Genomic DNA, 18,392 nt, shown 5'->3' on the forward strand with positions numbered 1-18,392 from the left:
GCGGCGGGGCCTTTCTAGAATGGCGCCAGACGAAGCTATCGCGAAACTTTGGCGTTCTGCCCGAGAGCCTTCGAAAGCGTTTCTCCTTGCGACACACCCGCCGCGTCGACAATCCCGCTATCGCCCCTGGCTTGCTCGGCTTCAGGGCTTACCGGACCTTGGTTGCCGGCGGGACGCCACTCCGAATCGCCTTGGGTGCAGCGCCTTTTCCTTTGGTTCTTTGACTGGTCCAGGGGCAGTCCAGCGTGAGCCCGTTCATTCTGTCGGCCTACTTAAGCCGGCTGTCAAAGCAACCGGCAGCGTCTCCGCAAGGCGGGGAGCAGGCCTGTGTCTGCCCCCAACCTTCGAGTTGCAATCTAGTCCGGAGCGCGCTCGGGGACCGGCATTTGCACCCATTCCTTATAGAATGCCTCGATGTCTGGCTCGAAGTCGTGGATCACTGGATACCATGGTGTTGGCGCCTCGACGTCGTGCATAGTGCCGCATGCCGGGCAGTAGTACTCTCGATACACCTGCCACTGGGTATCGGGGGCCATCAGCTTGGGATACACCTCGGCCATCGCTTCCTCTGTGTCGCGCACATAGATGGATGCATGCAGTTTCCAGTTCTCGCGGTAATCGCAGAACTCGTGGCCGCAATCGCACTTGACCACCCACTTCTTATTATTGGTCGATTGCACAATATGCATGTGCGGGCCGAGCGGAAGCACAATGCGGTCCGGGAAGCTGACCTTGGCCTGCAGAGCGGCCAAATACTGAGCAAAGCGGCTGTCATCTTTGGGCATCGACAGCATGCGGAAAGTTGTTTCCCAGTCCAGGGAACCCTCAACGAGGTGGGCAACCTGTTCATTCGTGTACTTGGACATGACTCAACTCCTCGATTCTGTGATTACTCTTCGACCTGGACGACGGTGGTAACGTCGGGCAGCAGGGAAAGGTCCATGCGGTGCCTGGCGCCGTAGGACGGCACGCCCAGTTCATCCTCAAGCAGCTGCCACTCGGCGGGGAGGTTCCAGAATGCCTTGAACTCCCGCGTGAACTTCTCCGACAGGGCGAAGCTGGTAGCGAACATGTGTTGCACCTGGACGGACGCGTGCTTATTGAGGATGCGATCGCGTTCTTCCTTCATCCATTCGCGGGTTGGCAGGGAACGTGCCAGGCGTTCCTTGCGGATCTCGGCACGGCGGGCCTGGGTTTTCTCTACATCCACCGTGAACACGCCCTTGGCGTCCTGGGTGAAGACGGCACCGTAGACTTTCTGCGCATATTCCGGCAGAAGGAATTTCTGGTTGAGGTCCGCCTCGACGGCCTTCGGATCGCGGTCGATCGGGTCGCCAAAGCCCGGCCCCCCGCGCAAGTAGTTGAGGTACAGGTCATGGTTGGCGTAGCAGTCCTCGGTAGTGATGCACTGCTTGTCACGCTTGACCACCGCAGTTGCATCGATGTGGCGCTCGTAGTCTGGCTTGCCGGGATCGATGTCGCCACCCAGAGGCAGGGAATCGCCAATGGCGATGCGCTTGTCCAGCCCGGTCTTGTGTGCCTCAAACCGGTATCCGGTCGCCGAGGGATAGCCACCCATCATGCCCCAGTCGCTGTTCATGAACCCATTGCCCATGAAGAACATGGTCCAATCCTGGGCGTTCCACACCATGCGCAGCGTCTCGAAGCCGCAACCGCCGCGGTACTTGCCATACCCGCCGGAGTTGGCCTTGACGTTTCTGCCAAGATAGAGCAACGGTTCGGCCATCTCCCAGATTTCGATGTCGCCCATGTCCCCTTCCGGGTTCCAGATGGCGGCTGCGTGGTTGAGGCCATCCTTGACGGCGCAGGCGCCCGTTCCGCAGGAACTGGCCTCGAAACTGTTAACCGCATGGATCTCGCCATCCTGATTGATGCCACCACCTTGCAGCCAGTTTGAAGTGTTGGCGTTACCGGCGTTCACCTCCTCCAGATACCCCCGGCTAAAATAGGACTGGGATAGGCCGCGCCACAGGGCCGCCCAGCCGGAGACCAGGAAGTGCCAGGCATAAGCGTGACCGGTGCGGCGGTCGTCGGGATTGCACCAAGTGCCCTTTGGCAGGCGGAACTCGGTGGCGAAGTAGGCGCCATCATTGATGCGCTGGGTTGGCACCAGGGTCTGGCACATCATGACCCAGATTCCTGAAGTAAATGCCACCTGATGGGCGTTGAAGGTGTGCCAGCCCCAGCGGCTCGCTCCTTCGAAGTCCAGGCGCCACTTTCCGTCCGGCTTGATGGTCATCTCCACCGGCGAATGCATGATGGAGTCGAGCTTGGCGAAGGCGTTGGATACCTGCACGTCGTCATGCTTGTAGGGCACATCGACAAAGGAGACTTTGCGATACTTGCCCGGCAGGGTCATGGCCCTGATACGGCTCTGCAGTCCGCGGCGGCCTTCTTCGATGACCTCGTAGGTAAATTTCTCATAGGCCTCGATGCCATCAGCCCGAATCACTTCCTCAACCAGGTCGCGAATCATGTGGCAGCCGGCGATGCGGGTCTTTTCGTCAAGGATCCAGTACTTGGGCGTGCGCACTGAACGCTGGGACTCGTGCAGCCAGTCGCGCAACGGCACGTCATTCACCCCCGTCTTGCGGCAGGTAATCATGTAGCCATCGCCGAAGCGCTGGGTCTGGCCGGTGGACATCGAACCCGGCGTCACTGAGCCGGTGTCGATGACGTGCGTGACGCCACCGACCCAACCGATAAGCCGGCCTTGCCAGAAGATCGGGACGATAGTCGCGATGTCACAGGGATGCACGTTGCCGATAGAGCAATCGTTGTTGGTAAACATGTCCCCCGGATTAATGCCGGGGTTGGCCTCCCAGTTATTCTCGATCATGTATTTGATTGCCGCCCCCATGGTCCCGACGTGGATGATGATCCCGGTCGAGGTCAGCACGCAGTCGCCCACAGCGTTGTAAAGCGTGAAGCAAAGCTCGCCTTCTTGCTCGACGATAGGGCTCGCGGCAATCTTCTTGGCCGTTTCACGAGCATGCACGAGGCCGCCACGCAGCTTGGAGAACAGCTTTTCGTAGCCAATCGGATCGCTGTCCCGGAATTCCAGCTTCCCGAGGCCGTTGTAATGGCCCGTAGCATTGGTGCGCTCAATGATGCCGTCACGGTGCTGCTTGAGCGTCTGGCCGTTTTGCAGCAGGTCGGCGAAGCCGACTTCTTTATTGCTCATCATGTTCATGGCATGTCTCCTTACTTCACTTCTTTGAGATGGAACAGGCGGTGCTTGTCAATCGTCGTTTCGAAGCCGTCGGGCACCACGAACGTGGTGGCATCGGATTCGATGATGGCGGGACCGACGATGTGATTGCCGGCCTTGAGGGATTCCATCTTCCAGAGCGCGGCATCGACCCACTTCTTGTGGCGATAGAAGGGTCGGGTACCGAGATAGGCCGACTTTGGCGGCGTGGGCCCGGCGTCCGGGTCCTCCGGCAGCACGGGTTTCTGGGTTACAACCATCCCGCGAAGAATGGCGCCAGTAATGGAAAAGCCCAGTTCCGGCGAGCGGGCAGAACTCGCGTAGACGCGTCCATAGGTATTTTCGAATGCGTCGACGATTTTGTCCCAATCGGCGGCAGTCGCGGCACGGGTCACCGGCGACACAATCTCGAGATCGTTCAGTTGGCCCATGTACTGCATCTTGTAGCCGGGAATCAGCATCACGTCTTCGGGCTTGTATCCGTTGAGGACGAACTCGTCGATGACCTTCACCGCCAGTTCCGACCAGGCTTCCTGCAAGATTCCGCATGCAACCGCCTTGGCATCGTCCGGCGCGAGCTGGGCAACACCAAGGTCCACTGACTTGTCGTAGCGGTACTCAAAGTCGGCGCAAGCGCAACCGAAGGCCGAGAATCCCGCCGCCCACGCAGGCACGACGACGTCCTTGAAGCCGACGCCGCCGGTGTAGCCGTAGGTGTGCACCGGGCCGGCGCCGCCGTAAGAAAAGCAGGTGAATTCCGCCGGGTTATAGCCTTTGGCACTGATGTTGGCGCGCAGGTACTCGGAAAGGGTAAGGTCAAGCAGCTCGATGACGCCTGCCGCGGCGTCTTCGACTGACAGGCCGAGCGGGTCGGCGATCTGCGCCTTGATGTGGTCGCGGGCGCGTTGCACGTCGAGCTTGATGGCACCGCCCAGGAAATTGTCCGGGTTCAGATAGCCCAGAACGACGTGGCAATCGGAAACGGACACCGTGTCGAGACCGCTTTCCGGCCAGCAGGTGCCCACGCGGTAGCCTGCGCTGTCGGGGCCGAGCTTGATCGACTTGCTGTAGGGGTCGAGGCGCACAAAGCTGCCGGCGCCGGCGCCAACCGAGTCCATTGCCACCAGGGGCAAGGAGAGGACCAGACGGGCCATGTCGGGGTCGGACTTGATGGCGAAATTGCCCTTGGTGATCAGGGCCACGTCGAAGCTGGTGCCGCCGATGTCGGAACAGGCGACGTTCTCGTCGCCCAGATACTCGCCCAGCAGCCTGGACCCAATGACGCCGCCGATCGGGCCAGAAACAATCGTGCGCGCGAGTTCCTTGGCCTTCCAGCTGATGGTGCCGCCGTGGGTGGCCATCACCCGCAGATCGAATTTGGCGCCGTGCTTCTTGAACCGGTCACTCACCTTCTTCAAGGTCTGGCGCGAAGGCTCTGCACCGTAAGCCTCCAGGATGGTGGTATTCATCCTGTGACTCTCCTTGCGCGACGGGTAGTAGTCCACCGAGGCGAACACCGGTATATCGGCCTTTAGTTTATTGAGCTCCTCGCGCACGACGTCTCGGGCGCGCTGCTCGCTTGATTCGTTCTTGTGGGATTGCAGCAGGCAAATGACGATGGCTTGCGAGCCAGCCTCCACCAGTTCTCGGGTAGCCTGACGGACCTCATCTTCACGCAGTGGGATAACCAGCTTCCCCTGCACGTCGGTACGTTCGGTGACGCCGCGCGTGCGCGAGACGGGCACCAGCGGCTCGTCGTAGCGGTGGGTGTTCAGGTGGATGCGGTCCTCCAGCGCATAGCCCAGGTAGCTCTGCAGTGCTCGGCCCATCGAATGGATCTGCTCGAAACCGCGATTGCAGATGAGACCAACGTCGAGGCCTTTGCGCATGAGGATGCGGTTGAGCATCGCCGTACCTGAGTAGACGCAAGTCACCAGTTCGGGGTAGACGTCATCCACTGTCCGGTCCCAGTGAGCAAGGGCGTCCTCGGAAGAGTTGTAGATGGCGAGCGATTCGTCGCCGGGATTGCTCTGCGCCTTGCCTACGACGAAGCGGCCATCGGAGCGCACAAAGAATGTGTCGGTCATCGTGCCGCCAGCATCGATGCCCATCACCTGTACGGTGGACTGCGATTGCATACTGCCTCCTGTCATTGATGTAGTCATGGTGGGATCCCCCCACGACCCATCTATGGCAAAGCTTGTGCCAGAGCCGGCTGGCATCGGAAACAGCCCCTGCAGGCTATTGAATTCAATGGGTTGGCACTGTTGTTCGGCTATTTCGTTGATGGCGGCATGCCTTTGGTCTGTGTCCGGATTCTCGACGTCCTGTGCAGCGGTGTCCGGGAATCGGACGCTTTCTGACCAGGAAGGATGGGATTGGCCCGTGCGAGTCCGGGCGGCATGTAGCAGTTGGAGGGCCGCCCAACAATTGCCGCAGGCGTGGCGGCATCGAAGTCTGGCGGTCGATGCCGAGAGGGACGCCAGCTACCTTGAAACTCCAAGGCGGCGTCCATGCGAAGCGCTTGTGGCGTTGGCACGCGCTATGCACTGAATTCAAGCGAAATGACAGCGACGTATGGTGAAGTCCATGAAGTACTCAACGTCAAGCCACCCGGTTTTTGAATCAGTTGCTGATATGGACCTGGCGATCGGAACCCATCTCGTCACCGACCGGCTTTGGTATACGCATCATGGCCTCTACGCGGGGGCCGGCAAGGTCGTGCACTACTCGGGTCTGTCACGATCACTGCGTCGCGGCCCGGTGCACGAGGTCACGCTCGCGGAATTCGCGCATGGGCATCCGATCAGAGTTCGCCAAAGTCCTGGCGCCAGGTTTGATGGTGTGGAGGCCGTCCAGCGCGCCTACTCACGCATCGGTGAGGATCGATATCGCCTGATTTCCAACAACTGCGAGCACTTCTGCATGTGGTGCCTGTATGGCGAGAGCCGCAGCGAGCAGATCGATGTCTGGAGGTTCTGGGCTGGGTCCGCTGCCTGGTTTAAACGTGCGACGTTGCCCACAGTCGCAACCTTGCTGGGCGGGTCAGTATTGCGAGCAATTTCCCGGTTCGGACCTGGGGACAGGACATTCGCAAGCACAACGCAATCGGCTTCCTGAACCTGCGTAGGGTGCATTGACAGAAAACTAGATACTTGGCGCAGGCCCTCGTGTACGCCTTTGCCGCCTTGTCGCTGCCGACGCTGTCCGGTTTCCGGACACCAATTGCTGCGATGGCCGGAAATCGGACACCTTGCGATTTTCATGCTGCAAAGCACAAATATTTGATTTGAAAAGAGATTATTGACTTGGCGGTGTCTCGCGGATACGGTTATCCCAGTCAATTGAGAGCGACCGTCCTATGCCGTTTTCTCGTTGCGGCACCCTGATCCCCCGTATCGGCGACGAGCCCGTCGTGGCTTCCGCCTGGGAGCGTTTTGTGCAGGATCAGTCCCTGGAAGGGGCGGGTGTGCGCAGCGTCGTCCTCGCCTCATGGCAGCGGTGTCGTTCGGAGGCCGTCGACCCTGCTCGGCACTCCGCACCGGGGGCAGCGGCCGAACGAGTGCGCCAGTTGCAGCGACAGAACCGGGAGCTCTGTGACGCTGCGCTTCCGGCGCTTGAGAGCCTGCGGGATATCCTACGGGAATGCGGCACGCTCATCATGCTTTGCGACCCGAGCGGAACGGTTCTCCATCTCAAGGGCGAAACCAGGGCTCGCAGCGTTGGCGAGGGAATCAACCTGGCCACCGGTGGCTGCTGGAATGAGGAAGTCATTGGCACCAATGCCATCGGAACCGCGATCGCCACGGCGGCTCCTGTCCAGATCCATGCCGACGAGCATTTTTGTCTGGACGTCAAGCGTTGGACCTGCGCTGCGGCTCCCATTCTTGACCCCTTCAGTCGCACCCTGTTAGGGGTCGTGGATGTTTCCGGCGTCAAGGAAACCTTCCATGGCCACACCTTGGGCCTGGTGATGACTGCTGCCAGCCAGATCGTCAGCGAACTAGCCCGCCGAGACGTTGCTCTTCACGAGCGGCTGCTGACTCGAGCCATTGATTATTTCATCCGTTACGCCAGCGACTACGTTGTGCTTGTCGACAGCCGTGGGCGCATTGTTCGTACGAATGGAAATGCGCAGGTGGCGCGCGAGAGCTATGACGTGCGGCTGCCCTCTGAAGTTGGCAGCCAGGTGCCAGGACTGAACCTCGCACTGTCGGATGTCGACCGGTACTGCCAACGTCCGGAATGGCTGCGTCCTGAATGGCTGCACCCTGTGAAGGATCATGCCGGCATGCTCGGTACGGTGCTGGTGCTTCCCCTCGTGACTCGCCAGAATCGAGCCGCTATATTGCCCGGGGCCCCAGTCGGGACAACGACAGCAGGAAACGATGTGTTTGGCGACATCGTAGGCGAAAGCGAGGTGCTGAAGGCGACCAAGGCGCGCGCGCGCCGGATCGCGCCGCTCGATCTGCCGGTACTGCTTCTTGGCGAAACTGGCGCGGGGAAAGAACTCTTTGCCCGAGCACTGCATCGGGCTGGCAACCATCCCGACGGCCCTTTCATTGCTGTCAATTGCGGCGCATTTACGCGTGAGCTCTTGGCCAGCGAACTTTTTGGCTATTCCGATGGCGCTTTCACAGGTGCCCGTCGAGGTGGCCTTCCCGGGAAGTTTGAGCAAGCTGACGGGGGCACCCTCTTCCTGGACGAGGTCGGCGAGTTGCCACTTGATATGCAGCCTCACCTGTTGCGCGTGCTGCAGGATGGCGTTGTGGTTCGCTTGGGTGACACCCGCGAGCGGCGCGTTTCGGTCCGCATAGTTGCCGCTACGAACCGTGATCTGCAAAAGGAGATTACCGCCGGCCGCTTCCGCGAAGACTTGTTCCACCGTCTCTGCGTAGTGAGCCTGGCTCTCCCCCCGCTGCGCGATAGGCCCGGGGATATCGATGCAATCATCAAGCATCTCAACGTCAAACTCGCGCACAAGTATGGCTGTGCGCCCAAGCAGCTTGAACCGGCCGTGCGCCAGGCGCTACTTGGTCATCGCTGGCCGGGTAACATACGCGAATTGCAGAACGTCTTCGAGATGATGTTCGCGCTCAGCGACGACGACGTCATCGATGCCTCTCTGCTTCCCCCGAACATCCAGCAAACGACAAACGCCTCCCTTTCCGTACCTGCCCCGTCGTCAAAGCCGGTTTCATTCCGCCGACTTGAGGAAGTCGAAAGACAAGCGATACTCGACGCGCTCGCGAACGCCCACGGAAACATCTCTATGGCAGCGCGGACACTGGGCATTTCCCGAAGTACTTTGTATGTCAAGCTAGCCGAGATTCGGGCTCAGTCCGGCAGTTCAGGTTGATCTTGGAGCTTAGCTCAAGCTCTCTGACGGGGAACCGGGTCTTCGCTACAGGCCGGTCGGCTCGATGAACCAGCCCTTCTCCATCCCCGGGCCCTGTGCCACACGCCCCCCAACGGCCGGAACGAGCCCGAGGCGGCGCGCCGCGTCGAAGCTTTCCTGGGCCTTCTCAAACTGGGCCCTGGTCGTCATCGGGATCACGCTTACACGCTCGGCGACCTCGGACTACTGCAGCCTGCAAGGTTTCTCGATCAGCGGGCGCTATCCTGAATCAGGATGTCCAGAAATCGGTCCATAATCAGATTTTTTCTTCGGCCCTTCCGCGTCGCGACGCCAAGCGTCACTTCAAAGTGCATCTCTTTGGTCACCAGAGGTATGAGCATGCCCTTTTCCACCCAAGTCGCCGCGAAATGGTCTGGCAGAAAGCCAATGTACTCGCCGGTGAGAATCAGGAAAGCTATACCTTCGCGGTCCGTCGCCGTCGCCGCGCAACTCAACTTCTGGTGCAATTGCATGGCCTCAGCACTGATACGGTAGCTCGGCGCCACGGCAGCTACCTCTCGCAGGTCAGCCACCGACAACTTCTTCCCAGACGGAAACAATCGATGATTTCGGCTGCAATAGAGCTGTGAGCGTTCTTCGTACAGCGGAATGTAGTCCAGTGTCGAGAGCGTAGTGAGCATCGGCAACGCGCCGATGTGGAGACGGCCATCCAGCAAGCCCCGCTCGATCTCGCCAGGCGTACTCATGCTGATGTTGATGCGCACGCCCTCGCTCTGGCGCCGAATTCCTTTCAAGGCGTCGGTGATCCGCATCTTCGGCTGCGTCACCAGGTTGTTCATCAGCCCGATATTGAGTTCACCCCTGAGGCTTTGGTGGAGCTGATTCACCTCTGTACGGAAGCCTTCGATGGCAGAAAGCACCGCCTCCCCCGCCCGAAGTACTTCGCGTCCTTCGTCCGTTAGCGCGAATCCCGCTCGCCCCCGCTGGCACAACCTGACACCCAGCCGCTTCTCCAGGTCACTCATGTGAAGGCTAATCGCGGATCTCGTGATTCCGAGAGCACTTTCAGCCGCAGTAAAGCTTCCTACTTCTGCAACGGTGCGGAAGACCCGAAGCAGGCGCAGGTCGAAGTCCGTGACCTGTGAGAGCGGCAGCCTTTTCATAGGTGAGTAATTCAATATGTAATCGTGAGAATAATTGTATTTTACTCACCCAAATAACGTACCACACTCGAGGCCGTAGACCCTCTCCAAAGGAAGCCGCCTTGAACCCCTCCGCCGCCTACGCCCTCAGGAACAAGAACGAGCTCAATCTCAGCGCTCACTGGATGCCGTTCAGCGCGAACCGCAATTTCCGTCAGGACCCGCGTCTGATTGTCGCGGCTGAGGGGCGCTATCTGATTGACGCCGATGGGCGCAAGGTCTTCGACGGATTGTCGGGTCTATGGACATGTGGTGCCGGCCATAGCCGGAAGGAGATCCAGGAAGCGGTGGCAAGCCAGTTGGGAACTCTGGACTACGCGCCTGCGTTCCAGTTTGGCCACCCGCTGTCGTTCACGCTGGCCGAGCGCATCGTTGACATGATGCCTGGCAACCTGAAGCACGTCTTCTACACCAACTCCGGCTCGGAATGTGCGGATACGGCTGTAAAAATGGCCCGCGCATACTGGAGGCTCAAAGGCCAACCGGCAAAGACCAAGCTCATTGGTCGTGCCCGCGGCTATCACGGTGTGAACGTCGCCGGCACGAGCCTGGGCGGCATCGGTGGAAACCGCAAGACGTTTGGCCAGCTGATGGACGTTGACCACCTCCCGCACACGCTGCAGCCCGATTGCACGTTCACCAAAGGCCAGGCCGAGACCGGCGGCGTGGCGCTCGCCAATGAACTGCTGAAACTCATCGAACTGCACGACGCGTCGAACATCGCAGCGGTTATTGTCGAGCCGATGTCGGGTTCGGCCGGCGTCATTGTTCCGCCCCTGGGATACCTCCAGCGCCTGCGCGAAATCTGCGACCAGCACGGCATCCTGTTGATCTTCGATGAAGTGATCACGGGCTTCGGCCGCATGGGTGAACCGACTGGCGCCGAATTCTTCGGCGTCACCCCCGACCTGATGAATGTCGCAAAGCAGCTGACCAATGGAGCAATTCCCATGGGCGCGGTCATCGCGTCGAGCGAAATCTACGAGACGTTCATGAACCAGGCGGCGCCGCAACATGCCGTCGAGTTCGCGCACGGCTACACGTACTCAGCCCACCCAGTAGCATGCGCCGCCGGCCTGGCGACGCTGGACGTGCTGAAACGTGAAAACCTGATTCAGCAAGCCGCCGAGCTGGCTCCCCATTTCGAGCAGGCCATCCACGGCATACGGGGCACAAAGCATGTCGTGGACATCCGCAACTGTGGCCTGGCCGGAGCCATCCAACTGGCCCCGCGCGACGGTGACGCAACCATACGCCCGTTCGAGGCTGGTCTCGCGCTGTGGAAGAAGGGATTCTACGTACGCTTCGGCGGCGACACGCTCCAGTTCGGACCGGCTTTCAACACCACCACCAGCGAGCTTGACACCATGTTCGACGCCGTTGGCGTTGTCATCGGGACGCTCGCTTAAGGCCGTTCGGCCACCTGCCCTTCCAGCAACTACCCTTGTTTTCCTGGATTCAGTATGAACACCATCCCGCATTTCATTAATGGCGAGCGTGTCGTAGGCGAAGGCCGCCCCTCGCCGGTCTACAACCCCTCCACCGGCGAAGTCACCGGCCAGCTTGTCCTGGCGGATTCCGCTACCGTGAGACACGCCATCCTGACTGCCAAGGCTGCATTCCCGGCATGGCGCAATACGCCCCCGGCCAAGCGGGCGCAGGTGCTGTTCCGCTTCAAACAGTTGCTGGAGGAACATGAAAGGGCCATCGTCGAACTCATCAGCAAGGAACACGGCAAGACCATCGAAGATGCCGCCGGCGAACTGAAGCGCGGCATCGAGAACGTGGAATACGCGTGCGCCGCTCCCGAACTACTGAAGGGCGAGTACACCCGCAACGTAGGTCCGAACATCGACGCCTGGAGCGAATTCCAGCCGCTGGGCGTAGTCGCCGGCGTCACGCCGTTCAACTTCCCGGCGATGGTGCCGCTGTGGATGTACCCGCTCGCCATCGCCTGCGGTAACACCTTTGTCCTGAAGCCGTCGGAGCGTGACCCCAGCTCGACGCTCATGATTGCCGAACTGTTCTATCAAGCCGGCTTGCCCAAAGGTGTCCTTAATGTGGTTAACGGAGACAAGGAAGCTGTCGATGCGTTGATCGAACATCCCGACGTGAAAGCGCTGAGCTTTGTCGGGTCCACGCCAATTGCGGAGTACATCTATGCGGAAGGCACGAAGCGCGGCAAGCGTGTACAGGCCCTGGGCGGCGCAAAGAACCATGCGGTCTTTATGCCAGACGCTGACCTGGACAGCGCCGTCAACGCCTTGATGGGCGCTGCATACGGCTCTTGCGGCGAACGCTGCATGGCCATTTCGGTTGCCGTATGTGTTGGCGACAAGATTGCCGACGCTCTCATCGAGAAGGTTGTTCCCGCAATCCAGGCCTTGAAAATTGGCCCGGGTACCTCGTGTGGACTGGATATGGGGCCGCTAGTCACGTCCGCAGCGCTCGAGCGCGTGACCGGATACATTGCGGCGGGTGAAGCCGCCGGCGCCAAGCTGCTGGTCGATGGTCGCGGCTTCACGGTAGCTGGCCACGAGGACGGCTACTTCGTGGGCGGCACGCTGTTCGACAACGTCAGCACAGACATGACCATCTACAAGGATGAAATCTTTGGGCCGGTACTGTGCATCGTGCGTGTCAAAAGCCTGAAGGATGCGATGCAGCTCATCAACGCTCACGAATATGGCAATGGCACGTGCATCTTTACGCGCGATGGCGAATCGGCTCGCACCTTCTGCGACGAAATCGAAGTTGGCATGGTTGGTGTCAATGTACCGCTGCCGGTGCCCGTGGCCTACCACAGCTTCGGTGGCTGGAAGCGTTCACTGTTTGGCGACCTGCATGCCTACGGTCCGGATGGTGTGCGCTTCTACACCCGTCGCAAGGCAATCACCCAGCGCTGGCCAAAGCGCGAGGTCACCGAGAAGGCGCAGTTCGCTTTTCCGAGCAACGGCTAGGCTCGGAGGAGGCGGAGCCGGGGCCGGAAAGCCAAGGTTTCGCCTTCACCATCGAACTCCGGGTCTCGTTCAGGCTGCGTTTTCGGCCAGCGTGGGGTAGTCGGTCAGCCCTTGCGCACCGCCACCGAAGAGCGTGCCGCGGTCATGCTGCGCGAGCGGCGCGCCAACGCGCAGGCGCTCGGGCAGGTCCGGGTTCGCGACGAACGGACGGCCGAAGGCGACCAGGTCGGCCCAGCCCGCCGCGATCGCTTCGCGCGCGCGTTCCGCGGTGTACTTGCCGGCATAGATCAGCACGCCGGGGAACGCTTCACGCAGCTTGCGCTTGAATGCCGCCGGCATCAGCGGCGCATCGTCCCAGTCCGCTTCCGCAATGTGGAGGTAGCCGACACCGAGATCACCAAGCAGCCTGGCCGCGGCAAGGTATGTCGTTTCCGGATCGTCGTCGACGCAGCCGTTCAGCGTGGTCAGCGGCGCGAGGCGGATACCGACGCGCGACGCGTCGCCCGTGCCTTCGACCAGCGCCTGCGCGACTTCGCCAAGGAAACGCAAGCGGTTCTCCAGCGACCCGCCGTAGGCGTCGGTGCGCGTGTTGGCATTCGAGTCGATGAACTGGTTCACCAGGTAACCGTTCGCGCCATGCAGCTCGACGCCGTCAAAACCCGCCTCGATGGCGTTGCGCGCGGCGGCGCGGTACTGGTCCACGACTTCGCGGATCTCGTCGACGGTCAGCGCGCGCGGCGCGGAGGCCTGGACGAAGCCGGGCGTGCTGCCGTCCTCGCCGGCGATGAACACGTTTACGCCCTGCGCCTGGATCGGCGACGACGACACGGGCTGTTGCCCGCCAAGCAGGCTCGCGTGGCTCAGCCGGCCCACATGCCAGAGCTGCGCGAAGATGTGGCCGCCGGCGGCGTGCACGGCATCGGTCACCTTGCGCCATCCGGCCACCTGCGCGGGCGTGTGGATGCCGGGCGTCCATGCATAGCCCTTGCCGAGCGGCGCGATGTAGGTGCCTTCGCTGACGATCAGGCCGGCGCCCGCGCGCTGCGCGTAGTACGCGGCCATCAGCGCATTGGCCTCGTCGCCGGGCTGGCTGGCGCGCGAGCGCGTCATCGGCGGCATCACGATGCGGTTCGGCAGCGTCAGCCCGCCGAGTTGAAGCGATTGAAACAGCGGATCCTGGGTCATGGTGCGTGTGCTATCGGATCCGCGGCCTGCGGGCCGCGGAGGGATCGAGGAAAGACGGGACGAAGATAGACGAAGAGAGACGAGGAGAGACGGAACGAAAAACGGTCGCTGCGCGTTCAGTCCCATTGCGGCGCGAGGCCGTCGGGACTGACTTCGCGGCCGTTGCGCTCGAGCGCGGCGATCTGCGCCATGTCGTCGTCGCTCAGGTGCAGCGTCTGCGCGAGCAGGTTGCTGGCGAGGTTCTCGCGCCTGGTGGACGACGGGATCACCGAGTAGCCGAGCTGCAGCGCCCAGGCCAGCACGACCTGGGCCGGCGTCGCCTGGTGCCGCTGCGCGATCGCGCCGATCACCGGGTCGCCAAGCACCTTGCCGTACGCCAGCGTCATGTAAGACGTGACGTGGATACCCTCTTGCTGCAGGAAGTCCACCAGCTTGCGGCCCTGCAGATAGGGGCTCAGCTCGATCTGGTTGGTCGCGATCGCGTCCTTGCCGACCGCGGCGATCGCCTGCTTTGTCAGTTCGATGTTGAAGTTCGAGATGCCGATCTGCCGCGTCAGGCCTTTTTCCTTCGCCTCGGCGAGCGCGGTCATGTAGGCCTCGAGCGGCACGCCGTTGCCGGGCGCCGGCCAGTGGATCAGGGTCAGGTCGACGTAGTCCGTGCGCAGCTTCGCCAGGCTTTCCTCGAGGCTGGGCACGAGCTTGTCCTGTGCGTAGTTGTCGACCCAGATCTTCGTCGTCAGGAACAGGTCGTCGCGGCGCACGCCGGAGGCGGCGATCGCCTCGCCCACGTCCGCTTCGTTGCCATAGATCTGGGCGGTGTCGATTGCGCGGTAGCCGAGTTCGAGGCCGTTGCGGACCGAGTCGATGACAACCTGGCCTTGCAGGCGGAACGTGCCGAGGCCGAAAGCGGGAATATTGCGCATGGTGTGCTCCTTGGAAGGGACCGGTTTGATCTGGAGGAGATTCTGCCGGTGGAAACTGATGAAATAAACGCCGTTACTGGACAAAAATATTTGATTTCAAATCAAGTATTGATGCCGCCCGTATTGATGCCGCCCGGAACGGATTCGAATCCGGTCAAGGGCGCCGTTCAGAGGGCGCGCAGGCTGCCTTCGAGCCGGTAGAAGTCCAGCGACGGCGCGGTAAAGAACGAACGCGAAGTACTGCTCGGCAGCGGGAGCCCCGCGCGAGGGACGCCGAACTGGACGGAGCAATGACCTTGCCGAATTTCAGGATTGCCGCGCGGCCCACGGCCTAAGCCACCACAAAGCGCGGATCCAGCCGGGCCAGCGCGAAGGCGCGCGTGTGGGTGACGAACGCCTTGAGCAATATCGACGGCGACCGCTGCGCCGAAAACAGCACGGAAAAGTCCGTCGTCAGCAACGGTTCGAACATCCGGAAGCAGACGCCGGTGCCCTTGTACTCGTGCGCGGTGATCGGATCGATCAGCGCCACGCCCAGCCCCTCCTCCACGAATGCGCAGATGCTCCAGGACACCTGCGTTTCCACCTGCACCTTGCACTCGATGCCGTAGGAAGCGAACAGCGCATCGATCTGCAGCCGGGAATCCAGCACGCGCGGATGGGAGACAAAGCTCTCCCCCGCCAGGTCCTGGGGCCGGATCACTTCCTTGCCGGCCAGCGGGTGCCCGGCCGGCGCAGGCGCTGTTCGACGAGGTGCAGCGCTCGCTGGTGGGGATCGACCGGATTGCGCAGACGGCACTGGAGATCCGCGACATGCAGCGCGGCTCGCTGCAGATCGCCACCGCGCCGGCGCTGGCGTTGTCATTCCTGCCGCGGGCAATCCAACGACAAGCGATTCTTCGGGCTGGCCGCGCCGAACCGGCGCAGCAGCAAGGGCGAGGACAGCGCGCCAGCCTGGATTGACAGCGTGAGCTGCATCAGGTCCTGCCAATGTCGTTCGATGAGATCCCAGTTGACCGTTTCGGTGAACAGCGTGTCGATGTGCTGGTACTTCGTCTCGGAATCCACTCGGTATAGCTTGAGATCCTGCCAGTTCCGGATGCGCGGCATCAGCTTGATGCCCAGCAGGTGGGTGAAGGCAAACACCGCCGCCGACTGGCCCTGGGTGTCGGCGTGGACGGTATCCGCCTCGACGCTCAGGCCTGCCTTGAGAAGTCCCTCGATGACGTAGATCGCCTCCCAGATGCCTGGCGGGATGAAATGCCGGAAGACCGCAATGTAATTGTCCGCTACGTGCCGGTAGGCCACCGCGCCCATCTTGCGGTACCGGTGGTGGTAGCCAGGCCAGCAGATTGTTGTCGTAGAAATCGTACTGGGTGCCATCGGCCGCCACCGTCTTGCAATCGCCCCAGTGCTTGGGCAGGTCCAGTCGTAGATAGAGCTCGATCAGCTCCCGCTGTGCGGTCTCCAGCCGCTCGAGGCTCAAGTGCCGCCGGTTGACGAACGACATCATGTGTGGCGTGACTTTGTCGCCCATATGGCGCGCCGCCTGGGTCGGCCCGAGATTACAGCCCATCGCGAAGACGGTCAGCAAGTAGCGCTCGGCAGCGTTACGAATCTTGGGGTCGCTACCACTGAGCGGGCCGAAATGCCGCGTGAAATGTGTCCAGTGTTCGATATTGGCCAGCACGTCCAGCAGGTTGCGCACCGGCATGCGCTTCATCAGCGCTTTCTGCAGCGCGACTGCGCTTTCCGGGACGATGGTGGCCGCGGTGCGGCGCACCACCAGCTCGCCCGCTTTGTTGATGATCACATGCTCGGACTTCTCGGGGAACCGCTCATCCAGTTGACGAGCCGTGTCCGCAAGCCTCTGACGCAGCTGGGCCACGAAGCCGGCGCTGCTGGCGGGCATGCCGAACTTCTCGCAGTAGCTCGGCAAGCGGTGTTCGCACTCGCGCCATGGCAGCAGGTGATCGCGGTAGTCCGCAAATGCGTCGGAGCCGGTCACGCACAGATCGCCGCTGCGCAATTCCTTGGCCATATAGGACAGGACGCAGAGCTCGAGATAGCGACGATTGGTCGGGGCGCCCAGTTCGATCGGACGGCGCACCAGCTTGCGCCAGCGTTCCGAGGAAAAGCTGAGGTCAACGTCGACGGCAACCCACTCCCGGTGCAGCGACTCGTTCTCGAACACTCGTTTCCAACGCCGTCAGCAAGGTCTGCGATTGCGTGGTCGATCCCCATGCCAGGGCGTGCGCCAGGCGCAGCAGGACGGCCCGGTGCGCCTTGAAATGCCGCCACAGCAACGGCAGGTGGTTCTTGCCGCTGTAGGCTCGCACCTCCGCACAACTCTCGCGCAAGGGCTCGAGACTGCCTGTCGGCGCCAGATACTGGCGTACCCGGGCGCCCAGTGTGGCATCTTCCTTGTGATCGTCCACAATGTTGACCACGCCGTCGAGCAGATCCACGAGGCTTTCCATCTGCTCGCGCTGCCGCGCCTGGATCAGCGCAAGCTCTTCCTTGGCCCGTTTGTGGATCGCCCCCATACGACGGATGAACATCTCGGCCAGATCGTCGCGGGCCCGTACGCGCATTTGATGCAGCAGTGCCACGAACAGGGTATAGCGACGCTCGGGCAGGATTTCCTTCAGGTTGGCCGCGTCCAGGCTCATCGCTTGCGATGACAGGGAGCGCAGCTTCGTGGTCGGCACTTCTTCCAGCGCGCGGGCGTAGTCCCCAAAGCCTTCGAGCCAAGTGAGATGTTCGATCAGCAAGGAGATGTGCTTGCGCGACGGCCGCAATGCGTAGCGCTTGATGGTGTTGTATGCCGTCTGGCGCTGATTGAATTCCCGATTGAGCAGGCGGTCCAGCTGGGCCTTGTCATCATCCGTCAGGCGTCGCGCGACGCGCCGGAACAGAGCTGTTTGCGTGCGCGCATGGACTTGCTCCGAATCCAGCGTCGAGAACGACGGCAATTCGACCTGCTGCTGGATCAGGGTGTCGATGGTGGCATTGATGATGTCCACCGGCTGATCCACGACCTCGGCCGCCTCCCGTGCCGCACGCACGGCGACTTCATTGGCGTCGGTGCCGTAGTAGGACTGGATGCCAAGAAACTCGCGAATGGTGGCGTAGCGCCGAAACAATGCAGGAGATCTGGCTCTGTCGTAGCCAAAGTCGACCTCCGTGCCGATGCCTGCGCTAACCCGGACGTGCTCGATGATGGCCGTGGGAATGGAATCAAGATTGGGGAAGTGGTGCATCCCAAACCTTCAGCAGCACCAGTAGGCCGAGTCGCGTGGACTCCCCCCGCGCATTGCGTCGCCCCCACACCAGTTCCTCGACGTCCGGCGTATAGCAGGCCTGCAATTCCGCTGTCGAAAAGACCTTGGGAAAGCGCGGATAGGCGGTGCGTTCTACGTTGGCCATGCCGGACTGAGATCTCCAATGGGCCGGCCACTGTAGCGGAAGAGTCGCTCGAGAGACGGCGCCGTTTCTTTTAACAATTGGATATTTGGACGTGGCCCCCGC

At 61.5% G+C, this 18,392-nt stretch carries 12 protein-coding genes and 2 pseudogenes; 5 read left to right on the forward strand and 9 right to left on the reverse strand.

The genetic code is table 11. The features are described 5' to 3' along the window. Positions 1-356: 356 nt before the first annotated feature. Genes ACAD63_RS12925 through ACAD63_RS12935 form a run of 3 tightly spaced genes read right to left on the reverse strand, consistent with a single transcriptional unit; the run spans position 357 to position 5,370 of the window. The gene (locus ACAD63_RS12925; protein WP_133097306.1) at positions 357-866 is read right to left on the reverse strand and encodes an acetone carboxylase subunit gamma; all 510 of its coding nucleotides are present in this window, start codon (positions 864-866) and stop codon (positions 357-359) included. A 23-nt stretch (positions 867-889) separates the two neighbouring features. After that, positions 890-3,214 carry a hydantoinase B/oxoprolinase family protein gene (locus ACAD63_RS12930; RefSeq protein WP_133097307.1) on the reverse strand — a complete coding sequence of 775 codons (2,325 nt, stop codon included), beginning with the start codon at positions 3,212-3,214 and terminating at the stop codon, positions 890-892. Positions 3,215-3,225: 11 nt separating this feature from the next. Beyond that, entirely contained in the window at positions 3,226-5,370 is a 2,145-nt protein-coding gene (locus ACAD63_RS12935; RefSeq protein ID WP_434032783.1) for a hydantoinase/oxoprolinase family protein, read from the reverse strand. Positions 5,371-5,821: 451 nt separating this feature from the next. Here ACAD63_RS12935 and ACAD63_RS12940 point away from each other — a divergent pair, with 451 nt between their 5' ends. From ACAD63_RS12940 to ACAD63_RS12950, 3 genes are all read left to right on the forward strand, one after another. Further along, on the forward strand, positions 5,822-6,352 hold the full coding sequence (locus ACAD63_RS12940; protein WP_434032784.1) for a lecithin retinol acyltransferase family protein: 531 nt from the start codon (positions 5,822-5,824) through the stop codon (positions 6,350-6,352). Between the two features lie 35 nt (positions 6,353-6,387). Continuing rightward, positions 6,388-6,525, forward strand: coding sequence for a hypothetical protein (locus ACAD63_RS12945; protein ID WP_434032785.1), 138 nt, complete (start codon positions 6,388-6,390; stop codon positions 6,523-6,525). 269 nt (positions 6,526-6,794) lie between these two features. Continuing rightward, positions 6,795-8,591: a sigma-54-dependent Fis family transcriptional regulator gene (locus ACAD63_RS12950; RefSeq protein ID WP_240745995.1), complete on the forward strand. Its 1,797-nt coding sequence runs from the start codon at positions 6,795-6,797 to the stop codon at positions 8,589-8,591. 248 nt (positions 8,592-8,839) lie between these two features. Here ACAD63_RS12950 and ACAD63_RS12955 read toward each other — a convergent pair whose 3' ends face one another. Beyond that, complete coding sequence (locus tag ACAD63_RS12955; RefSeq protein WP_135705212.1) at positions 8,840-9,754, reverse strand: LysR family transcriptional regulator; 915 nt, start codon at positions 9,752-9,754, stop codon at positions 8,840-8,842. Between the two features lie 164 nt (positions 9,755-9,918). Between ACAD63_RS12955 and ACAD63_RS12960 the strand changes: the two genes are divergently transcribed. After that, positions 9,919-11,202, forward strand: coding sequence for an aspartate aminotransferase family protein (locus tag ACAD63_RS12960; RefSeq protein WP_135706270.1), 1,284 nt, complete (start codon positions 9,919-9,921; stop codon positions 11,200-11,202). Positions 11,203-11,256: 54 nt separating this feature from the next. Next, the gene (locus tag ACAD63_RS12965; RefSeq protein WP_195432283.1) at positions 11,257-12,753 is read left to right on the forward strand and encodes a CoA-acylating methylmalonate-semialdehyde dehydrogenase; all 1,497 of its coding nucleotides are present in this window, start codon (positions 11,257-11,259) and stop codon (positions 12,751-12,753) included. A 69-nt stretch (positions 12,754-12,822) separates the two neighbouring features. Here ACAD63_RS12965 and ACAD63_RS12970 read toward each other — a convergent pair whose 3' ends face one another. From ACAD63_RS12970 to ACAD63_RS12990, 5 genes and pseudogenes are all read right to left on the reverse strand, one after another. Further along, on the reverse strand, positions 12,823-13,938 hold the full coding sequence (locus ACAD63_RS12970; protein WP_195432281.1) for an alkene reductase: 1,116 nt from the start codon (positions 13,936-13,938) through the stop codon (positions 12,823-12,825). 116 nt (positions 13,939-14,054) lie between these two features. Continuing rightward, positions 14,055-14,861 carry a 2,5-didehydrogluconate reductase DkgB gene (gene dkgB / locus ACAD63_RS12975; protein WP_135705209.1) on the reverse strand — a complete coding sequence of 269 codons (807 nt, stop codon included), beginning with the start codon at positions 14,859-14,861 and terminating at the stop codon, positions 14,055-14,057. Positions 14,862-15,028: 167 nt separating this feature from the next. Then, positions 15,029-15,106, reverse strand: a pseudogene (locus tag ACAD63_RS12980) (MoaF-related domain-containing protein); the annotation flags it as partial. Between the two features lie 86 nt (positions 15,107-15,192). Beyond that, positions 15,193-15,726: a LysR substrate-binding domain-containing protein gene (locus tag ACAD63_RS12985; protein WP_434032786.1), complete on the reverse strand. Its 534-nt coding sequence runs from the start codon at positions 15,724-15,726 to the stop codon at positions 15,193-15,195. Between the two features lie 23 nt (positions 15,727-15,749). Beyond that, positions 15,750-18,290, reverse strand: a pseudogene (locus tag ACAD63_RS12990) (Tn3 family transposase); the annotation flags it as partial. Positions 18,291-18,392: the final 102 nt, after the last annotated feature.

This window comes from Cupriavidus sp. a3, assembly GCF_051015765.1.
GTDB lineage: Bacteria > Pseudomonadota > Gammaproteobacteria > Burkholderiales > Burkholderiaceae > Cupriavidus > Cupriavidus oxalaticus_A.